The organism is Streptomyces sp. NPDC059524 (genome assembly GCF_042749255.1).
GTDB lineage: Bacteria > Actinomycetota > Actinomycetes > Streptomycetales > Streptomycetaceae > Streptomyces > Streptomyces xanthii.
In genome coordinates this window covers 19,588-35,661 of sequence record NZ_JBHYTK010000045.1, presented here as the reverse complement: position 1 = coordinate 35,661, position 16,074 = coordinate 19,588, and the positions used below count along the sequence as shown (strand labels likewise).

Sequence of the window (16,074 nt, the reverse complement as noted above, 5' to 3'; positions counted from 1 at the left end):
GAGCAGGACACCAGGGGGAGGGGGTTCGGCAGTGGACGACGCCTACGGCGAAGCGAGCGATCAGGACCTCCTCGCCCGCCATGTCGCGGGGGACAAGGACGCCTTCGGCGAGATCGTGCGGCGGCACCGGGACCGGCTGTGGGCCGTCGCGCTGCGCACCCTGGGCGACCGGGAAGAGGCGGCGGACGCGGTCCAGGACGCCCTGGTGTCCGCCTATCGCGCCGCCCACACCTTCCGCGGACAGTCGGCGGTGACGACGTGGCTGCACCGGATCACGGTGAACGCCTGCCTGGACCGGGCCCGCAAGACGGCCTCCCGCCGGACGGCGCCCATGGAGGACACCGAGCGCCTGGAGCAACTCCTGGAGCCGCACGAATCGGCGGAGGCTCCCGCGGAACGTGCTGATCTGCACCGCGAACTCCTGGCGGCCCTGCGCTCGCTCCCGGCCGATCAGCGGGCCGCTCTCGTCCTCGTGGACATGCAGGGATATCCGGTCGCGGAAGCGGCACAGGTCCTCGACGTCCCCACCGGCACGGTCAAGAGCCGCTGCGCACGCGGCCGCGCCAAACTACTGCCCCTGCTCACCCACCTCCGCGAAGAGCGGCGCGGGAAGGACGGCGGCGAGAACCCGTCGGCCGGACGGAACCGGACGCAGGGGACATCCGTCCCACCTGCAGCGGGTCCTCCGGGCGAGGCAGGACCCAATGATTCGGCTGCGGTGAAGGGCGGAGGTGGACGAGCGTGACTTCCTCGACCGGCACGACGGAGCACCCTGAGGTCACGGAGATCTCCGATCTCACCGAAGGCCTGCTGCCGCCGTCCCGCACAGCGGAGATCCGGCGGCACCTCGACGGCTGCCCGCTCTGCGCGGACGTCCACGCGTCCCTCCAGGAGATCCGCGGCATGCTCGGGACCATGCCCGGCCCGCCCCGGATGCCCGAGGACATCGCCGGCCGCATCGACGCGGCGCTCGCGGCGGAGGCCTTCCTCGACACGCTCGCACCCGAGGACGAGCAGCACTCGCGGCACGACCGGCTCGAGGAACCCGTCCGTGAAACCATCGGTGTTTCACGTGAAACAACACCCGACACCGCACGGCCCTCCGATCGCCCCACCGGACATGCCCGCAGCACCAGCACCGGCCCGGGCCGCAAGAACCGGCGCGTCCGCCGGCGCACCACAGCCGCCATCGGCACGGTGCTCACGGTCGCCGCGCTCGGCATGGGGACGCTCCTGCTCCAGAGCGGCGGTGGGGGCGGCACGCCGACCGCGCACCGGTCCTCGACCGCCGAGGCGCCCGCCCCCGGGACCTTGGCGGCGGGCACGCTCGGAGACAAGGTCACGCAGCTCCTGGACCGCAAGGCCAAGGACCGCTCCCTGAGCACCCAGGACAGCGGGCCCAAGACTCCGCGATCGGACTCCCCGATGCCGAAGCTGGCGTCGGACGACGTGCCGCCGTGTGTCCAGCAGGGGACCCGCCGCACCGAGGCTCCCCTGGCGACCGAGCAGGGCACGTACCAGGGGAAGAAGGCGTACCTCGTCGTGCTGCCCCACAAGACCGACCCGGAGCACCGGGTCACGGCCTTCGTGGTGGACGCCTCCTGCGCCCAGAAGTCCTCGGCGACACCGGGCGAGCTGCTGTACACCCACTCCTACGACCGCGGCTGACCCGGTCCGAACGCACTCCCGACGTGCGCTCGGACACGTCGGGAATGCACGCCCCGTAGGATCCGTTGGGTGGGGTGAGAGTCCGGAGAAGAGGCTCCCCCGGCAGAACGCAGCAGTCCCGCAGAGACGAGGAATCCAGCCGTGAGCGACGTCCGTAACGTGATCATCATCGGCTCCGGGCCCGCCGGCTACACGGCGGCGCTCTACACCGCGCGCGCGTCGCTGAAGCCGCTTGTGTTCGAAGGCGCCGTCACCGCCGGTGGCGCGCTGATGAACACGACCGAGGTGGAGAACTTCCCGGGCTTCCAGGAAGGCATCATGGGCCCCGAGCTCATGGACAACATGCGCGGCCAGGCCGAGCGCTTCGGCGCCGAGCTCGTCCCGGACGACGTCGTGGCCGTCGACCTCACCGGTGAGATCAAGACCGTGACGGACACCGCGGGCACCGTGCACCGCGCGAAGGCCGTCATCGTCACCACCGGTTCCCAGCACCGCAAGCTCGGGCTGCCCAACGAGGACGCCCTCTCCGGCCGTGGCGTCTCCTGGTGCGCGACCTGTGACGGGTTCTTCTTCAAGGACCAGGACATCGCCGTGATCGGTGGTGGCGACACCGCGATGGAGGAGGCGACCTTCCTCTCGCGCTTCGCCAAGTCCGTGACGATCGTGCACCGCCGCGACACCCTGCGCGCCTCCAAGGCGATGCAGGAGCGCGCCTTCGCCGACCCGAAGATCAAGTTCGTGTGGGACAGCGAGGTCGCCGCGATCAAGGGCGACCCGAAGCTCGAGGGCCTGACGCTGCGCAACCTGAAGACGGGCGAGACCTCCGAGCTGCCTGTCACCGGTCTCTTCATCGCGATCGGCCACGACCCGCGCACCGAGCTCTTCAAGGGCCAGCTCGAGCTCGACGACGAGGGCTACCTGAAGGTCGAGGCCCCTTCGACGCGCACCAACCTGACGGGTGTCTTCGGCGCCGGTGACGTCGTGGACCACACCTACCGCCAGGCGATCACGGCCGCCGGCACGGGCTGCTCCGCCGCCCTCGACGCCGAGCGCTTCCTGGCCGCGCTCGCCGACGGCGAGGCCGCCGAGCCCGAGCAGACCCAGACCGCGAACGTCTGACCCCAGAACTCCCCTCCCGCATTCCCCCCGAGAAAAAAAGGAGCCAGCTGTGGCCGGCAACCTGAAGAACGTGACGGACGACTCCTTCGAGGAGGACGTCCTCAAGAGCGGCAAGCCCGTACTGGTGGACTTCTGGGCCGCGTGGTGCGGTCCGTGCCGCCAGATCGCGCCGTCGCTCGAGGCCATCGCGGCTGAGTACGGCGACAAGATCGAGATCGTCAAGCTCAACATCGACGAGAACCCCGGCACGGCCGCCAAGTACGGCGTCATGTCGATCCCGACCCTGAACGTCTACCAGGGTGGCGAGGTCGCCAAGACCATCGTCGGTGCCAAGCCGAAGGCCGCCATCGTGCGTGACCTCGAGGAGTTCATCGCCGAGTAAGGTGAGGCGCCGCCGTCCGGTGGACGGCCGCCGATGTTTCACGTGAAACACGAAGGGGCCAGCCCTGTGGGCTGGTCCCTTCGGCGTTCACAGGGGGCGCAGCGCCGGTTCCTTCTGCACCGCCCCGAGCAGGCGGTCCAGCGCCATCTCGACGTCTTCCTTCCAGGAGAGCGTCGTGCGCAGTTCCAGCCGCAGTCGTGGATACGAAGGATGGGGCCGCACCGTCTTGAAGCCGACCGCGAGCAGATGGTCCGCGGGGAGCAGACAGGCGGGTTCCTTCCACCGTGCGTCGCCGAACGCCTCGATGGCCTTGAAGCCGCGGCGCAGCAGATCCTTGGCGACGGTCTGCACCATGACCCGCCCCAGTCCCTGGCCCTGATGGCTCGGCGCGATCCAGCCGGTCATCAGCTGGACGGCGTCGGGGGACACGGGGCTCGTCGGGAACGCCGTGGAGCGCGGCACGTACGCGGGCGGGGCGTAGAGCACGTAGCCGACCGGGTTGTCGTCCACGTAGACGACGCGGCCGCAGGAGCCCCATTCGAGGAGGACGGCGGAGATCCAGGCTTCCTTCTCCAGCCCCGGCGTTCCGGCCTTTACCGCTGCTTCGCCGCTGACGGGGTCCAGTTCCCAGAAGACGCACGAGCGACAGCGCTTGGGAAGGTCCGGAAGGTTGTCCAGCGTGAGCGGTAAGAGGCGACGCCCCATGAAGACAGTTCCTCGCTTCCCTCGCCCGCCGCGACCCGGGCGGCGGTCAGAGCGCTCCGTTCCCTGAGCAGCCCGCCGACGAAACCGCCGACAGCTCCCAGACCGAGACCTGCGGTCACCAGTCCGCCGCGACTCACTGATCGCATGACCACTGCTTCCCTCTCAGAGGTGCTACTGGGTGGCTGCGTCCTTCCCCGTCGCATCGTAACCACGATGAGATTCCACCGATACCGTAAGAAAGCAAAGAGCGGGCCGTGTTCCGGTACACACCGGACACGGCCCGCCTTGTCGAGCGAGGGGTGACTCAGTCCTCTTCGTCGGCCTCTGCCGTCTCCGGCAGGCCGTTCTGCAGCACCGGGCCCTCACCCGGAGCCAGCGTGCCGAGGATGCGGCCGAGATCCTCCATCGAGGCGAACTCGACGACGATCTTGCCCTTCTTCTGGCCCAGGTCGACCTTCACGCGCGTCTCGAACCGGTCCGACAGACGCGTCGCCAGCTGGGTGAGCGCCGGGGAGACACGCGCCCCGGCCCGCGGCCCCTTGGCCCGCGTCGTGCTCTTGGAGTGCGAGCCCATCAGGGTCACGATCTCCTCGACGGCACGCACCGACAGTCCCTCGGCGACGATGCGCAGGGCGAGGCGGTCCTGTTCCTCGGAGTCCTCCACCGCGAGCAGAGCACGGGCGTGCCCCGCGGACAGCACACCCGCGGCCACCCGCTTCTGCACGGCCGGCGACAGCTTCAGCAGACGGAGCGTGTTGGAGACCTGCGGACGCGAGCGGCCGATGCGGTCGGCCAGCTGGTCGTGCGTGCAGTTGAAGTCGGTGAGCAGCTGCTCGTACGCCTTCGCCTCTTCGAGCGGGTTCAGCTGCGCCCGGTGGAGGTTCTCCAGGAGCGCGTCGAGCAGAAGCTTCTCGTCGTCGGTGGCCCGGACGATCGCCGGGATCCGCTCCAGCCCCGCCTCGTGGCTGGCCCGCCAGCGCCGCTCGCCCATGATGAGCTCGAAGCGCTCGGGGCCGACCTGCCGCACGACGACCGGCTGGAGGAGCCCGACTTCCTTGATGGAGGTCACGAGCTCCGCGAGAGCCTCGTCGTCGAACACCTCACGCGGCTGCCGCGGGTTCGGGGTGATCGAGTCGAGCGGCAGCTCCGCGAAGTACGCCACCTCAGACGCTTCGGCACTGCCGGCGACGGGAGCGCTGGGCGCGAGGGGCTCTTCTGTTTCACGTGAAACAGAAGCCTGCTCGCGCGAAACGGCGGCCTGCGGGAGCGAGGCCAGCTTCGCCGCCGCCACACCGCGCTCCGACGTCAGCGTCGGCAGCGTGCTGGAGGACGACGAGACGCCGCTCGCCGGGCCTGCGGACACCGAGTCCTCAGGGGTGGGAGCCGCCGGAATCAGGGCTTTGAGGCCTCGGCCCAGTCCCCTCCGCTGTCCGCTCATTGAATACCCTCCGGCGTGCTCTGCTGGTCAAGTTGCGTGCCCGAGTGGGCCTGCTGGGCGTCGTAGTGGATCCCCACCCCGCGCAGCGCCATCTCACGCGCCGCTTCGAGGTACGAAAGTGCACCGCTCGACCCTGGATCGTAGGTCAGCACGGTCTGCCCGTAGCTCGGCGCCTCCGAGATACGGACCGAGCGCGGGATGCTCGTACGCAGAACCTCTTCGCCGAAGTGCGTGCGGACCTCTTCGGCGACCTGCGAGGCCAGCCGGGTGCGCCCGTCGTACATCGTGAGAAGGATCGTGGAGACGTGCAGGTTCGGGTTGAGGTGACCGCGCACGAGGTCCACATTGCGCAGCAGCTGCCCCAGGCCCTCCAGCGCGTAGTACTCGCACTGGATCGGGATCAGCACCTCGGCCCCCGCTACCAGCGCGTTGACCGTCAGCAGGCCCAGGGACGGCGGGCAGTCGATCAGGACGTAGTCCAGAGGCTGCTCGTACGCCTGGATGGCCCGCTGCAGCCGGCTCTCGCGTGCCACCAGCGAGACGAGTTCGATCTCGGCACCGGCGAGGTCGATCGTCGCGGGGGCGCAGAAGAGGCCTTCCACGTCGGGGACGGGCTGGACCACTTCCGCGAGCGGCCTGCTGTCGACCAGGACGTCGTAGATGGAGGGGACTTCGGCGTGGTGGTCGATGCCGAGTGCCGTGGAGGCGTTGCCCTGAGGATCCAGGTCGATCACCAGGACGCGGGCGCCGTGCAGCGCGAGCGAAGCGGCGAGGTTGACGGTCGTCGTGGTCTTTCCGACGCCGCCCTTCTGATTGGCCACCACCATGACGCGGGTCTGCTCGGGGCGTGGCAGGCCCTCGCCCGCGCGACCGAGAGCTTCCACTGCCAGCTGGGCAGCGCGACCGATGGGTGTGTCGTCCATCGGGGTCGGTGTTTCACGTGAAACATCCTCCCCCGCCGACTCGGTACGGGGACCGGGGACCGGATCGGTCATCGGTCCCGCGATGTTGGCGTCGGACCGCAAGGATTCACTCTCCTCGACTTCAGGCTCGCAATGAACAGAGCCTCCCATGCCTTCGGGGTCGAGAACCAGCGAGGCCCTGTCTTCTGTGGATGAAACCCCTTCTGTGGACAACTCCATGCCCTTGGCGAGGGATCCCAGAGGTTTTCGGTCGCGAGGGGCGGCCGCAGCGCGACCGCGACTGATGATGCCCTGCAGCAGTGAGCGACGTTTCACGTGAAACACGATGCACCGCAGGCCGATGCCACCCGGCGCGACACCCCGACGTGCGTACGGGGGACAGCTTTTGTGGAGTACCGCTGTTCGTCAGAGTGGATCAGCGGTACTCGTCCACAGGCCGCCCGCTACGGGGCGGCCGGCAACTCAGCGCCTGCGGCGAGCACGGCCCGTACGCGCGGCCTTGGCACGCTTGGCGGCGAAGCGCACACCACCGGGGCTCTCGCCGACCTCGACGCGGACCACCGTGGACAGCGGGTCGACGACTCCCTCGCCCACCTGGAGGACCGAGGTCTCCACCGCGCCCAGCTTGCTCAGGGCGGCACCGGCGCTCTTGATCTCTTCCTCGGCCGTGTCGCCCTTGAGCGCCAGCATCTCTCCGTACGGACGCAGCAGGGGCACGCCCCAGGCCGCGAGACGGTCCAGCGGTGCGACGGCTCGCGCGGTGACGACATGCACGGGCGTCAGCTTGCCGAGCACCTCTTCAGCACGGCCCCGCACCACTGTGACGTGGTCGAGCCCGAGCAGCTCGACGACCTCGGTGAGGAAGGTCGTCCGCCGCAGCAGCGGCTCGAGCAGCGTGATCTTGAGGTCGGGGCGGACCAGGGCGAGCGGGATGCCCGGCAGGCCGGCGCCCGACCCGACGTCGCACACCGTGACGCCCTCGGGGACGACCTCGGAGAGCACGGCACAGTTCAGGATGTGCCGCTCCCACAGCCTCGGCACCTCACGCGGGCCGATGAGGCCGCGCTGCACTCCCGCGTCGGCGAGGAGCTCCGCGTACCGGACCGCGTCCTGGTAGCGGTCGCCGAATACCGCCCGGGCCTGCTCCGGAGCCGGGGGGAGTTCTGCTGCCTCCGTCACGGGGACCGTCCTTCCGTACCGCACTACCGCACTGGGTGGCTGACTAACAGGCTGACAAAGATCGGCCCCGCCTGCGAACAGACGGGGCCGGGAAAGCGACGTACCGCTCAGGCGGGAAGTACGACGACGAAGCGCTGCGGCTCCTCGCCCTCGGACTCGCTGCGCAGACCGGCGGCCTTGACCGCGTCGTGCACGACCTTGCGCTCGAACGGCGTCATCGGCTTCATCTTGACGGGCTCGCCCGTGTTCTTCACCTCGGCCGCGGCCTTGGCGCCCTGCTCGGTGAGCTCGGCGCGCTTCTGGGCGCGGTAACCGGCGATGTCCAGCATCAGGCGGCTGCGGTCCCCGGTCTCCCGGTGCACCGCGAGGCGGGTCAGCTCCTGGAGGGCTTCCAGGACCTCACCGTCACGGCCGACCAGCTTCTGCAGGTCGCGGCCGCTGCCGTCGCTGACGATGGAGACCGCGGCACGGTCGGCCTCGACATCCATGTCGATGTCGCCGTCGAGGTCGGCGATGTCCAGCAGACCCTCGAGGTAGTCCGCGGCGATCTCGCCCTCCTGCTCGAGGCGGGTCAGGGTGTCGCCACCCTCGGGAGAGGTGGTGCCTTCCGTCACTGGAGGGGCTCCTTCTTGGGTCAAGGCTTACTTCTTGGACGAGGACTTGGAGCGCGGCGGCTGGCCCTTGCGCTGGTTGGACTTGGCGCGGCTGCGGCCGTTGGAGGTACCGCCGGCCTGCTTGCCGCCACCGGCCTGCTTGGCCTTGGGAGCGGCGTCCTCGGGCGCGTCCTTCTTCTCCAGCGACGTCTTGGCCGGGGCCGCGTCTTCGGCGCCGCCCTGCGCGGGGCCGGACTGGCGCTGCGACTTCGACTGGCGCTTGGGCTGCTGCCGCTTCTGCGGGCCGGCGGCCTTGGGGGCGCCGTCCTCGTCCAGAACCGCGGTCGCGGCCGTGCTCTTCACCACGGTGCCGTCCGCCTGGGCGGCCAGCTGGGCCTTGGTCAGGCCGTTGATGAACTTGCGCTCGTACTCGTTGCGGTCGCGGCCCTTGGCGACGATGGCCTTGACGATCGTCTTCTCGCGCTTGGTCCGCGTGGCGCTGTGCGTGATGACGTGCTTCTGCAGACCCTCGAGCATCTTGGCCTGGGCCTTGCTGCCCGGGGTGGGGTTCCGGTTGATCACGTACATCTGCTGACCCATGGTCCAGACGTTGGTGGTCAGCCAGTAGACGAGCACACCCACGGGGAAGTTGATGCCCATGAACAGGAAGATCAGGGGGAAGACGTACATCAGCATCTTCTGCTGCTGCATGAACGGCGTCTTCACCGTCAGGTCGACGTTCTTGGTCATCAGCTGGCGCTGCGTGTAGAACTGCGACGCCGACATCAGAACGATCATGACGGCGGTGACGACCCGCACGTCGGTCAGCGAGGAGCCGCCCATCTTGGCGACGGCCTCGGCGCTGTCCGTGAACTTCGCGGCGAGCGGGGCGCCGAAGATGTGGGCCTTCTGCGCGCTGTCGAGCAGCGACTGCGTGATGACGCCGACCTTCTTGCCGTCGGCGATGCCCGAGAGCGTGTGGTACAGCGCGAAGAAGAACGGCGACTGCACGAGGATGGGAAGGCACGAGGAGAGCGGGTTGGTACCCGTCTCCTTGTACAGCTTCATCATCTCTTCGGACTGACGCTGCTTGTCGTTCTTGTAGCGCTCCTGGATCGCCTTCATCTGCGGCTGGAGGAGCTGCATGTTCCGCGTGGCCTTGATCTGCTTCACGAAGAGCGGGATCAGGCAGATGCGGATCAGCACCACCAGGAAGACGATCGACAGGCCCCAGGCCCAGCCGGAGTCAGGCCCGAAGATGGCCCCGAAGACCTTGTGGAACTGGACGATGACCCAGGACACCGGGTAGGTGAGAAACGCGAAGACGCCGGAAATCGCGTTGACGATATCGGAAATCATGTCCCTGATCAGGCTCCTTGGGCATGGGGCGGGGTCGCTGTGGACGGGGTGTCCTGGGCAGGCTGTCTGTCGCCGTCAACGACGGGGGCCGCTTTCTTGTCCCCGCGCAAGGCGTTCCGGAGCATCTCGTGCCAACGCGGACGCTTGCGCGGCGGAACGTGGTCGACACCGCCGGGCGACCACGGATTGCACCGAAGGATGCGCCAGGCGGTGAGGGCTGTTCCCTTGATCGCACCGTGCCGGTCGATGGCCGTGAAGCCGTAGTGGGAACACGACGGGTAGTACTTGCACACCGGACCAAGAAGCGGACTGATCGTCCACTGATAGATCTTGATCAAGGCGAGCAGTGGGTACTTCATCGCGCGCCCCCTCCCAGGAGCCGCTGGAGTGCAGCGTCCAGGTCTCGGGCCAGCTGTGCGTGGGTGGCGTCACCCGCTCCGGGCAACGCGCGTACGACTACCAGGCTACCTGGGGGCAACGAAGCCACTCGGTCGCGCATGAGGTGCCGAAGTCTGCGCTTCACCGCGTTCCGTACGACGGCTCCACCTACTGCCTTGCTCACGACGAAACCCGCACGCGGCGGGGAAACGCTCTCCCCAGGCGCGTGCGGGTCCGTTGAACCGCTGCGTAGATGGACGACGAGAAGCGGGCGTCCAGCCCGACGTCCTCGGCGTACCGCGGTCGCGAAGTCTTCGCGCCGCCTCAGCCGATACTCGGTAGGCAGCACGTCATGACCTGTTTACGCGGTCAGGCGGACAGGCGGGCGCGACCCTTGCCACGGCGGGACGCGAGAATCGCGCGGCCGGCACGGGTGCGCATACGCAGCCGGAAGCCGTGGGTCTTGGCGCGACGACGGTTGTTCGGCTGGAAGGTGCGCTTGCTCACTCGGGGGCTCCAGAAGAAATCGTGTGGTGGCGGGACATCGCCTGGCTGTCACCGTGCGCCCACGAGTAGCTCGCAATACGCCCGAGTGCACCGCTACACGCACCGCAAAGAACTTCCGGTCCGTGACCTTGCCCATCGGAGGCAGGCGGCAGCAGCCATCGACAACTCGACCTGGTTACGGTACGCGCGGCTACGCCATCCGGTCAAACCGGCAGCGCGTGAGGGACACTGTCCACAGGCTGGGGACAACAACTTGAACCGCGACGGCCGCGCTGACTACCGTGGCCGGACCCCGATTCGTTCCCTTCCCCCCACCCCACCCGATTTTCTTCCCGATCCGTCCCGAGAACCACACGTTCGTGGGACCAGCGAGAGAGCGTGCCCTGTGGCTGACGTACCTGCCGATCTTGCCGCAGTGTGGCCACGAGTTCTGGAGCAACTCCTCGGGGAAGGCCGCGGGCAGGGCGTCGAGACGAAGGACGAACACTGGATCCGGCGCTGCCAGCCCTTGGCACTCGTCGCCGACACGGCCCTGCTGGCCGTCCCCAACGAATTCGCCAAGGGCGTACTCGAGGGCCGGCTCGCCCCGGTCGTCAGCGAGACCCTGAGCCGCGAGTGCGGCCGCCCCATCCGGATCGCGATCACCGTCGACGACTCCGTGGGCGAGGCCCCCGTGCCGGCGGCCCCCCAGCCCCCGCAGCACCGCTACGAGGACACCGAGCCGTCCCCCGCCCCGGGCCAGGGGCACGACCCGTACGAGCAGCGCGACAGCCGCGAGGCGTACGACGGCGGCGGTTACGAGCGGCGCGGCATGGAGGAGCACGGGCAGGGCGGCCGCGGGGAGCAGGCGGCCCCGCAGGCACCGCGCGAGGACCCGCTGCCCACCGCGCGTCCCGCCTACCCCGACTACCAGCGCCCGCAGCCGGGCGCCTGGCCGCGCCCCCAGCAGGACGAGTACAGCTGGCAGCAGCCGCGGCTCGGCTTCCCCGAGCGCGATCCGTACGCGACGCCTCCGCAGCAGCCGCAGCACGACTACCGCCAGCAGGAGCGTCCGCCCTACGAGCAGCAGGGCTACGAGCCCGAGCGCGGCGGCGGCCGGTACGGACAGCAGCCCGAGCCCTCTTCGTACGAGGAACGCCCCTCCTATGAAGAGCGACCCTCCTACGAGGACCGCGGAGGCTACGAAGAGCGCGCTTCTTATGAGGAGCGCTCTTCGTACGACGCGTCGCACTCCTCCCGCCCCTCGCACGGGTCGCACGAGCGGCCGCAGCGGCGCGATCCCGGCGAGACCTCGTCGATGGGCGGCGGCCGGCACGCGCAGGACACCGGGCGCCACGCCCAGGACGGTGGCCCGAGCGGACCCGGCGGCCGCGGGGTGCCCAGCGGTGCTCCGAGCCCGCTGGCCGCGCAGCCCGCGCCGGCCGCGGGTCCCGGGGAGCCGACCGCGCGACTGAACCCCAAGTACCTCTTCGACACGTTCGTGATCGGCGCGTCGAACCGTTTCGCCCACGCGGCCGCGGTCGCCGTGGCCGAGGCGCCGGCGAAGGCCTACAACCCCCTCTTCATCTATGGGGAGTCGGGCCTCGGCAAGACGCACCTTCTGCATGCCATCGGGCACTACGCCCGTAGTCTCTATCCCGGCACGCGCGTGCGGTACGTGAGCTCCGAGGAGTTCACCAACGAGTTCATCAACTCGATCCGCGACGGCAAGGGCGACTCCTTCCGCAAGCGGTACCGCGAGATGGACATCCTTCTGGTCGACGACATCCAGTTCCTCGCGGACAAGGAGTCGACGCAGGAGGAGTTCTTCCACACCTTCAACACGCTCCACAACGCCAACAAGCAGATCGTGCTCTCCAGCGACCGGCCGCCCAAGCAGCTGGTCACCCTGGAGGACCGGCTGCGGAACCGGTTCGAGTGGGGCCTCATCACGGACGTGCAGCCGCCCGAGCTGGAGACGCGTATCGCGATCCTCCGCAAGAAGGCGGTGCAGGAGCAGCTCAACGCGCCTCCGGAGGTGCTCGAGTTCATCGCGTCCCGCATCTCGCGCAACATCCGCGAGCTGGAAGGGGCGTTGATCCGGGTCACGGCGTTCGCCTCCCTGAACCGGCAGCCCGTGGACCTCGGGCTCACCGAGATCGTCCTCAAGGACCTGATCCCCGGCGGCGAGGACTCGGCCCCGGAGATCACCGCCACGGCGATCATGGCCGCGACCGCGGACTACTTCGGTCTCACCGTCGAGGACCTGTGCGGCTCCTCCCGCAGCCGGGTCCTGGTGACGGCCCGGCAGATCGCGATGTACCTGTGCCGTGAGCTCACCGACCTCTCGCTGCCGAAGATCGGCGCGCAGTTCGGCGGCCGCGACCACACGACCGTGATGCACGCGGACCGCAAGATCCGCGCGCTCATGGCCGAGCGGCGCTCCATCTACAACCAGGTCACCGAGCTCACGAACCGCATCAAGAACGGCTGACGGCGGCCCTCACGGCCGACCTGCGGGCTCCCACGGCCCGGCCCTGCGGCCCGCACCTCTCTTGGGCGCTCCGGAACGACTCCGGGGCGCCCTTCTTCATGCCCGCAGTCATCCCGCAGCCGTGCCCTCTGCCGTGCCCGAAGCCCTCTCGTGGCGCTCTCGCAGCGCTCCCACAGCCCTCCCGGACCCGCCCGAGACCGGTCCGAAGCCGGCCCAGAGCCCTCCTCCGCGCCGGCCGCCGCTGCGTCCACAGCCCGCCGGTGTTCGATTACTGGCCTGGTTACGGGAGTTCTCCACAGATCTGCCGGGTTTTTGCGATCCACACCCTGGGGACCGCAAAGTTGTCCAGATCCCATCCACAGGCCGGGCTGGTGACAGATCATCAGCCCAGGTCAGGTGGCTGTGGATTCGTGGACAAAAGATCTCCACAGGCTGTGGACAGAGATTTCCTCCACAGACTGTGCATTTCGTTGTCCACCGCCGACCCACAGGATGGCAGCGGTTGTGCACAGCGATCAGGCGCTTCTCCACATGGCTGTCCACTGTTCGGCAACCCGACGCGCCTCGTCACCGGGGCGAGTGAAAGGCGTCACATCGATCGTCCTTGTCACCCTGTGGGGAACCCGCCCGAAGCTGGGGACGACTCTGGGGAGAAGTGGCCCTTGCCTGTGCATCACGTGTGCAGAACTTTTCGCCGTCCACAGCGAGGGCGGGTTGTCCACCGGCTCGGCCCACAGGCCCGGTGGACAAAAAACCGGCCCTGACCTGCGAAAAGGCAGTTATCCACGGTTTCCACAGCCCCTACTACTACTCCCAACTAGAGAGAGCTGGGAATTCGTTTCGAAGTGGGGGCTGTGCACAACTTGCCGCCGGGACCCCGACCGCGCCTCGACGCGACTTGACCGAGGCGGGCAACGACTGTCAGCGCGGTGCGTCAGACTGGTCCCCGGTGTTCTCCCCAGCTGTGGGCCGAGCGACACCACGTCTGCCGACGCAGACCGCAGACCGATGACGAACGCAGGGCGAGAGCAGCCAGGCATTAGCAGGAGGCGGCTTACGGTGAAGATCCGGGTGGAACGCGACGTACTCGCGGAGGCGGTGGCCTGGGCGGCGCGCAGCCTCCCGGCACGACCGCCCGCGCCCGTCCTCGCGGGCCTTCTGCTGAAGGCCGAGGAGGGCGCACTCAGCCTGTCGAGCTTCGACTACGAGGTCTCGGCACGCGTCTCTGTGGACGCGGAGGTCGACGAGGAAGGCACGGTGCTCGTCTCCGGCCGCCTCCTCGCGGACATCTGCCGCGCCCTCCCCAACCGTCCGGTGGAGATCTCCACAGACGGTGTACGAGCGACCGTGGTCTGTGGGTCCTCGCGATTCACACTCCACACCCTCCCTGTGGAGGAGTACCCGGCGCTGCCGCAGATGCCGACCGCGACGGGCACCGTCCCGGGCGAGATCTTCGCCGCCGCCGCCCAGCAGGTGGCCATCGCCGCCGGCCGCGACGACACGCTGCCCGTCCTCACCGGTGTGCGCATCGAGATCGAGGGCGACACGGTGACCCTGGCGTCCACCGACCGCTACCGCTTCGCGGTGCGCGAGTTCCTGTGGAAGCCGGAGGACCCGGAGGCGTCCGCGGTCGCCCTGGTGCCCGCCAAGACCCTCCTGGACACCGCCAAGGCGCTGACCAGCGGTGACACGGTCACGCTCGCGCTGTCGGGCTCCGGTGCCGGTGAGGGCCTCATCGGCTTCGAGGGCGCCGGCCGTCGCACGACGACCCGCCTGCTCGAGGGCGACCTGCCGAAGTACCGCACGCTGTTCCCGACGGAGTTCAACTCCGTGGCCGTCATCGAGACCGCCCCCTTCGAGGAGGCCGTCAAGCGTGTGGCCCTCGTCGCCGAGCGGAACACCCCGGTGCGGCTCAGCTTCGAGCAGGGCGTGCTCATCCTGGAGGCCGGCTCCAGCGACGACGCACAGGCTGTGGAGCGGCTCGACGCGCAGCTGGAGGGCGACGACATCTCGATCGCCTTCAACCCGCAGTTCCTGCTGGACGGCCTGAAGGAGATCAACTCCCCGGTCGCCCAGCTGTCCTTCACGACGTCCACCAAGCCCGCGCTGCTCAGCGGCAAGCCGGCCGTGGACGCCGAGGCGGACGACGCCTACAAGTACCTGATCATGCCGGTGCGGCTGTCGGGCTGAGACGGCTGAGCGAGGCGGCCGCGCGGGTTCGCCTGCGCGGCTCCGTCCACAGGTGTGCACGGAGGTCCGGGTTTAGGCTCGGACCCGGTACGAGCCCCGCGCCACGCGTGCGTGCTCGTACCGTGCGCACCACCTCTCGCCCCGTCGCAACGTAAGGATCACCACTGATGGAGCTCGGTCTCGTCGGCCTCGGCAAGATGGGCGGCAACATGCGCGAGCGCATCCGCCGCGCAGGCCACACCGTCATCGGCTACGACCGCAACCCGGACCTCGCGGACGTCCACAGCCTCGAAGAGCTCGTGGGCCGTCTCCAGGGGCCCCGCGTGGTGTGGGTGATGGTCCCGGCCGGTGCCGCGACCCAGTCGACCATCGACGAGCTCGGTGAGCTCCTGCAGCCCGGCGACGTCGTCGTCGACGGCGGCAACTCCCGCTGGACGGACGACGAGAAGCACGCCGAGGAGCTGGCGGCCAAGGGCATCGGCTTCGTCGACTGCGGCGTCTCCGGCGGCGTCTGGGGCCTGGAGAACGGCTACGCGCTGATGTACGGCGGCTCCGCCGAGGACGTCGCGAAGGTCCAGCCGGTCTTCGACGCCCTGAAGCCGGAGGGCGAGTTCGGCTCGGTGCACGCGGGCAAGGTCGGCGCCGGCCACTTCGCCAAGATGGTCCACAACGGCATCGAGTACGCCATGATGCAGGCCTACGCCGAGGGCTGGGAGCTCCTGGAGGCCGTGGACTCGGTGACCGACGTCCGCGAGGTCTTCCGCTCCTGGCAGGAGGGCACGGTCATCCGCTCCTGGCTGCTGGACCTGGCGGTCAACGCCCTCGACGAGGACGAGCACCTCGACAAGCTGCGTGGTTACGCACAGGACTCCGGCGAGGGCCGCTGGACCGTGGAGGCCGCCATCGACAACGCCGTGCCGCTGCCCGCGATCACCGCGTCCCTCTTCGCGCGCTTCGCCTCGCGTCAGGAGGACTCGCCACAGATGAAGATGATCGCGGCACTGCGCAATCAGTTCGGCGGCCACGCCGTCGAGAAGAAGTAGTCCACAGAAGCAGTCGAGAACGTAGTCCACAGCTGTAGACCGGTGCGGCGGTGATCCACAGATGTGGACACCGCGACCGAAGCACCTGCAGTGACCGCAGTACCGAGCACGTTGGGG

The 16,074-nt window shown here is 69.0% G+C and carries 16 protein-coding genes; 7 read left to right on the top strand and 9 right to left on the bottom strand.

Going from position 1 to position 16,074, the window contains the following annotated elements; genetic code table 11:
- The first annotated feature begins 31 nt into the window (after positions 1 to 31).
- The 4 genes from sigM to trxA all read left to right on the top strand — a co-directional run bounded on the left by sigM (position 32) and on the right by trxA (position 3,169).
- Positions 32 to 745: an RNA polymerase sigma factor SigM gene (gene sigM / locus ACFW9D_RS15530; protein ID WP_384622141.1), complete on the top strand. Its 714-nt coding sequence runs from the start codon at positions 32 to 34 to the stop codon at positions 743 to 745.
- The gene (locus tag ACFW9D_RS15525; RefSeq protein ID WP_384622139.1) at positions 742 to 1,668 is read left to right on the top strand and encodes an anti-sigma factor family protein; all 927 of its coding nucleotides are present in this window, start codon (positions 742 to 744) and stop codon (positions 1,666 to 1,668) included. Before sigM ends, ACFW9D_RS15525 begins: the two co-directional genes overlap by 4 nt.
- Before the next feature lie 141 nt (positions 1,669 to 1,809).
- Positions 1,810 to 2,787, top strand: coding sequence for a thioredoxin-disulfide reductase (gene trxB / locus ACFW9D_RS15520; RefSeq protein ID WP_188337959.1), 978 nt, complete (start codon positions 1,810 to 1,812; stop codon positions 2,785 to 2,787).
- A gap of 49 nt (positions 2,788 to 2,836) precedes the next feature.
- Complete coding sequence (gene trxA, locus ACFW9D_RS15515) at positions 2,837 to 3,169, top strand: thioredoxin (protein WP_188337960.1); 333 nt, start codon at positions 2,837 to 2,839, stop codon at positions 3,167 to 3,169.
- Between the two features lie 87 nt (positions 3,170 to 3,256).
- Here the strand turns inward: trxA and ACFW9D_RS15510 are convergent, their stop codons facing one another.
- From ACFW9D_RS15510 to rpmH, 9 genes are all read right to left on the bottom strand, one after another.
- The gene (locus ACFW9D_RS15510) at positions 3,257 to 3,874 is read right to left on the bottom strand and encodes a GNAT family N-acetyltransferase (RefSeq protein ID WP_188337961.1); all 618 of its coding nucleotides are present in this window, start codon (positions 3,872 to 3,874) and stop codon (positions 3,257 to 3,259) included.
- Positions 3,875 to 4,178: 304 nt separating this feature from the next.
- Positions 4,179 to 5,312 (bottom strand): ParB/RepB/Spo0J family partition protein, encoded by a 1,134-nt coding sequence (locus ACFW9D_RS15505; protein WP_384622135.1) that lies wholly within the window; start codon positions 5,310 to 5,312, stop codon positions 4,179 to 4,181.
- Entirely contained in the window at positions 5,309 to 6,385 is a 1,077-nt protein-coding gene (locus ACFW9D_RS15500) for a ParA family protein (RefSeq protein WP_188341449.1), read from the bottom strand. Before ACFW9D_RS15500 ends, ACFW9D_RS15505 begins: the two co-directional genes overlap by 4 nt.
- Positions 6,386 to 6,697: 312 nt before the next feature.
- Positions 6,698 to 7,414 carry a 16S rRNA (guanine(527)-N(7))-methyltransferase RsmG gene (gene rsmG, locus ACFW9D_RS15495; RefSeq protein WP_188337963.1) on the bottom strand — a complete coding sequence of 239 codons (717 nt, stop codon included), beginning with the start codon at positions 7,412 to 7,414 and terminating at the stop codon, positions 6,698 to 6,700.
- A gap of 107 nt (positions 7,415 to 7,521) precedes the next feature.
- Positions 7,522 to 8,028 (bottom strand): protein jag, encoded by a 507-nt coding sequence (locus ACFW9D_RS15490; protein ID WP_384622133.1) that lies wholly within the window; start codon positions 8,026 to 8,028, stop codon positions 7,522 to 7,524.
- Positions 8,029 to 8,055: 27 nt separating this feature from the next.
- Positions 8,056 to 9,366 (bottom strand): membrane protein insertase YidC, encoded by a 1,311-nt coding sequence (gene yidC, locus ACFW9D_RS15485; protein ID WP_188337965.1) that lies wholly within the window; start codon positions 9,364 to 9,366, stop codon positions 8,056 to 8,058.
- An 8-nt stretch (positions 9,367 to 9,374) separates the two neighbouring features.
- Positions 9,375 to 9,725 (bottom strand): membrane protein insertion efficiency factor YidD, encoded by a 351-nt coding sequence (gene yidD, locus ACFW9D_RS15480; protein WP_188337966.1) that lies wholly within the window; start codon positions 9,723 to 9,725, stop codon positions 9,375 to 9,377.
- On the bottom strand, positions 9,722 to 10,093 hold the full coding sequence (rnpA, locus tag ACFW9D_RS15475) for a ribonuclease P protein component (RefSeq protein ID WP_188337967.1): 372 nt from the start codon (positions 10,091 to 10,093) through the stop codon (positions 9,722 to 9,724). Before rnpA ends, yidD begins: the two co-directional genes overlap by 4 nt.
- Before the next feature lie 20 nt (positions 10,094 to 10,113).
- The gene (rpmH, locus tag ACFW9D_RS15470; RefSeq protein ID WP_003949374.1) at positions 10,114 to 10,251 is read right to left on the bottom strand and encodes a 50S ribosomal protein L34; all 138 of its coding nucleotides are present in this window, start codon (positions 10,249 to 10,251) and stop codon (positions 10,114 to 10,116) included.
- A gap of 385 nt (positions 10,252 to 10,636) precedes the next feature.
- On the opposite strand from rpmH, the gene dnaA reads away from it, so the two are divergent.
- The 3 genes from dnaA to gnd all read left to right on the top strand — a co-directional run bounded on the left by dnaA (position 10,637) and on the right by gnd (position 15,957).
- Positions 10,637 to 12,724, top strand: coding sequence for a chromosomal replication initiator protein DnaA (gene dnaA, locus ACFW9D_RS15465; RefSeq protein WP_384622128.1), 2,088 nt, complete (start codon positions 10,637 to 10,639; stop codon positions 12,722 to 12,724).
- A gap of 1,059 nt (positions 12,725 to 13,783) precedes the next feature.
- Positions 13,784 to 14,914, top strand: coding sequence for a DNA polymerase III subunit beta (gene dnaN / locus ACFW9D_RS15460; protein WP_188337969.1), 1,131 nt, complete (start codon positions 13,784 to 13,786; stop codon positions 14,912 to 14,914).
- Between the two features lie 167 nt (positions 14,915 to 15,081).
- The gene (gene gnd, locus ACFW9D_RS15455) at positions 15,082 to 15,957 is read left to right on the top strand and encodes a phosphogluconate dehydrogenase (NAD(+)-dependent, decarboxylating) (RefSeq protein WP_188337970.1); all 876 of its coding nucleotides are present in this window, start codon (positions 15,082 to 15,084) and stop codon (positions 15,955 to 15,957) included.
- Positions 15,958 to 16,074 lie beyond the last annotated feature (117 nt).

Excerpts from the sequence above, each read along its gene's own strand:
- ACFW9D_RS15510 (WP_188337961.1), bottom strand. The coding sequence starts at position 3,874 with ATGGGGCGTCGCCTCTTACCGCTCACGCTGGACAACCTTCCGGACCTT.
- ACFW9D_RS15505 (WP_384622135.1), bottom strand. The coding sequence starts at position 5,312 with ATGAGCGGACAGCGGAGGGGACTGGGCCGAGGCCTCAAAGCCCTGATT.
- ACFW9D_RS15500 (WP_188341449.1), bottom strand. The coding sequence starts at position 6,385 with ATGGGAGGCTCTGTTCATTGCGAGCCTGAAGTCGAGGAGAGTGAATCC.
- yidC (WP_188337965.1), bottom strand. The coding sequence starts at position 9,366 with ATGATTTCCGATATCGTCAACGCGATTTCCGGCGTCTTCGCGTTTCTC.
- yidD (WP_188337966.1), bottom strand. The coding sequence starts at position 9,725 with ATGAAGTACCCACTGCTCGCCTTGATCAAGATCTATCAGTGGACGATC.
- gnd (WP_188337970.1), top strand. The coding sequence starts at position 15,082 with ATGGAGCTCGGTCTCGTCGGCCTCGGCAAGATGGGCGGCAACATGCGC.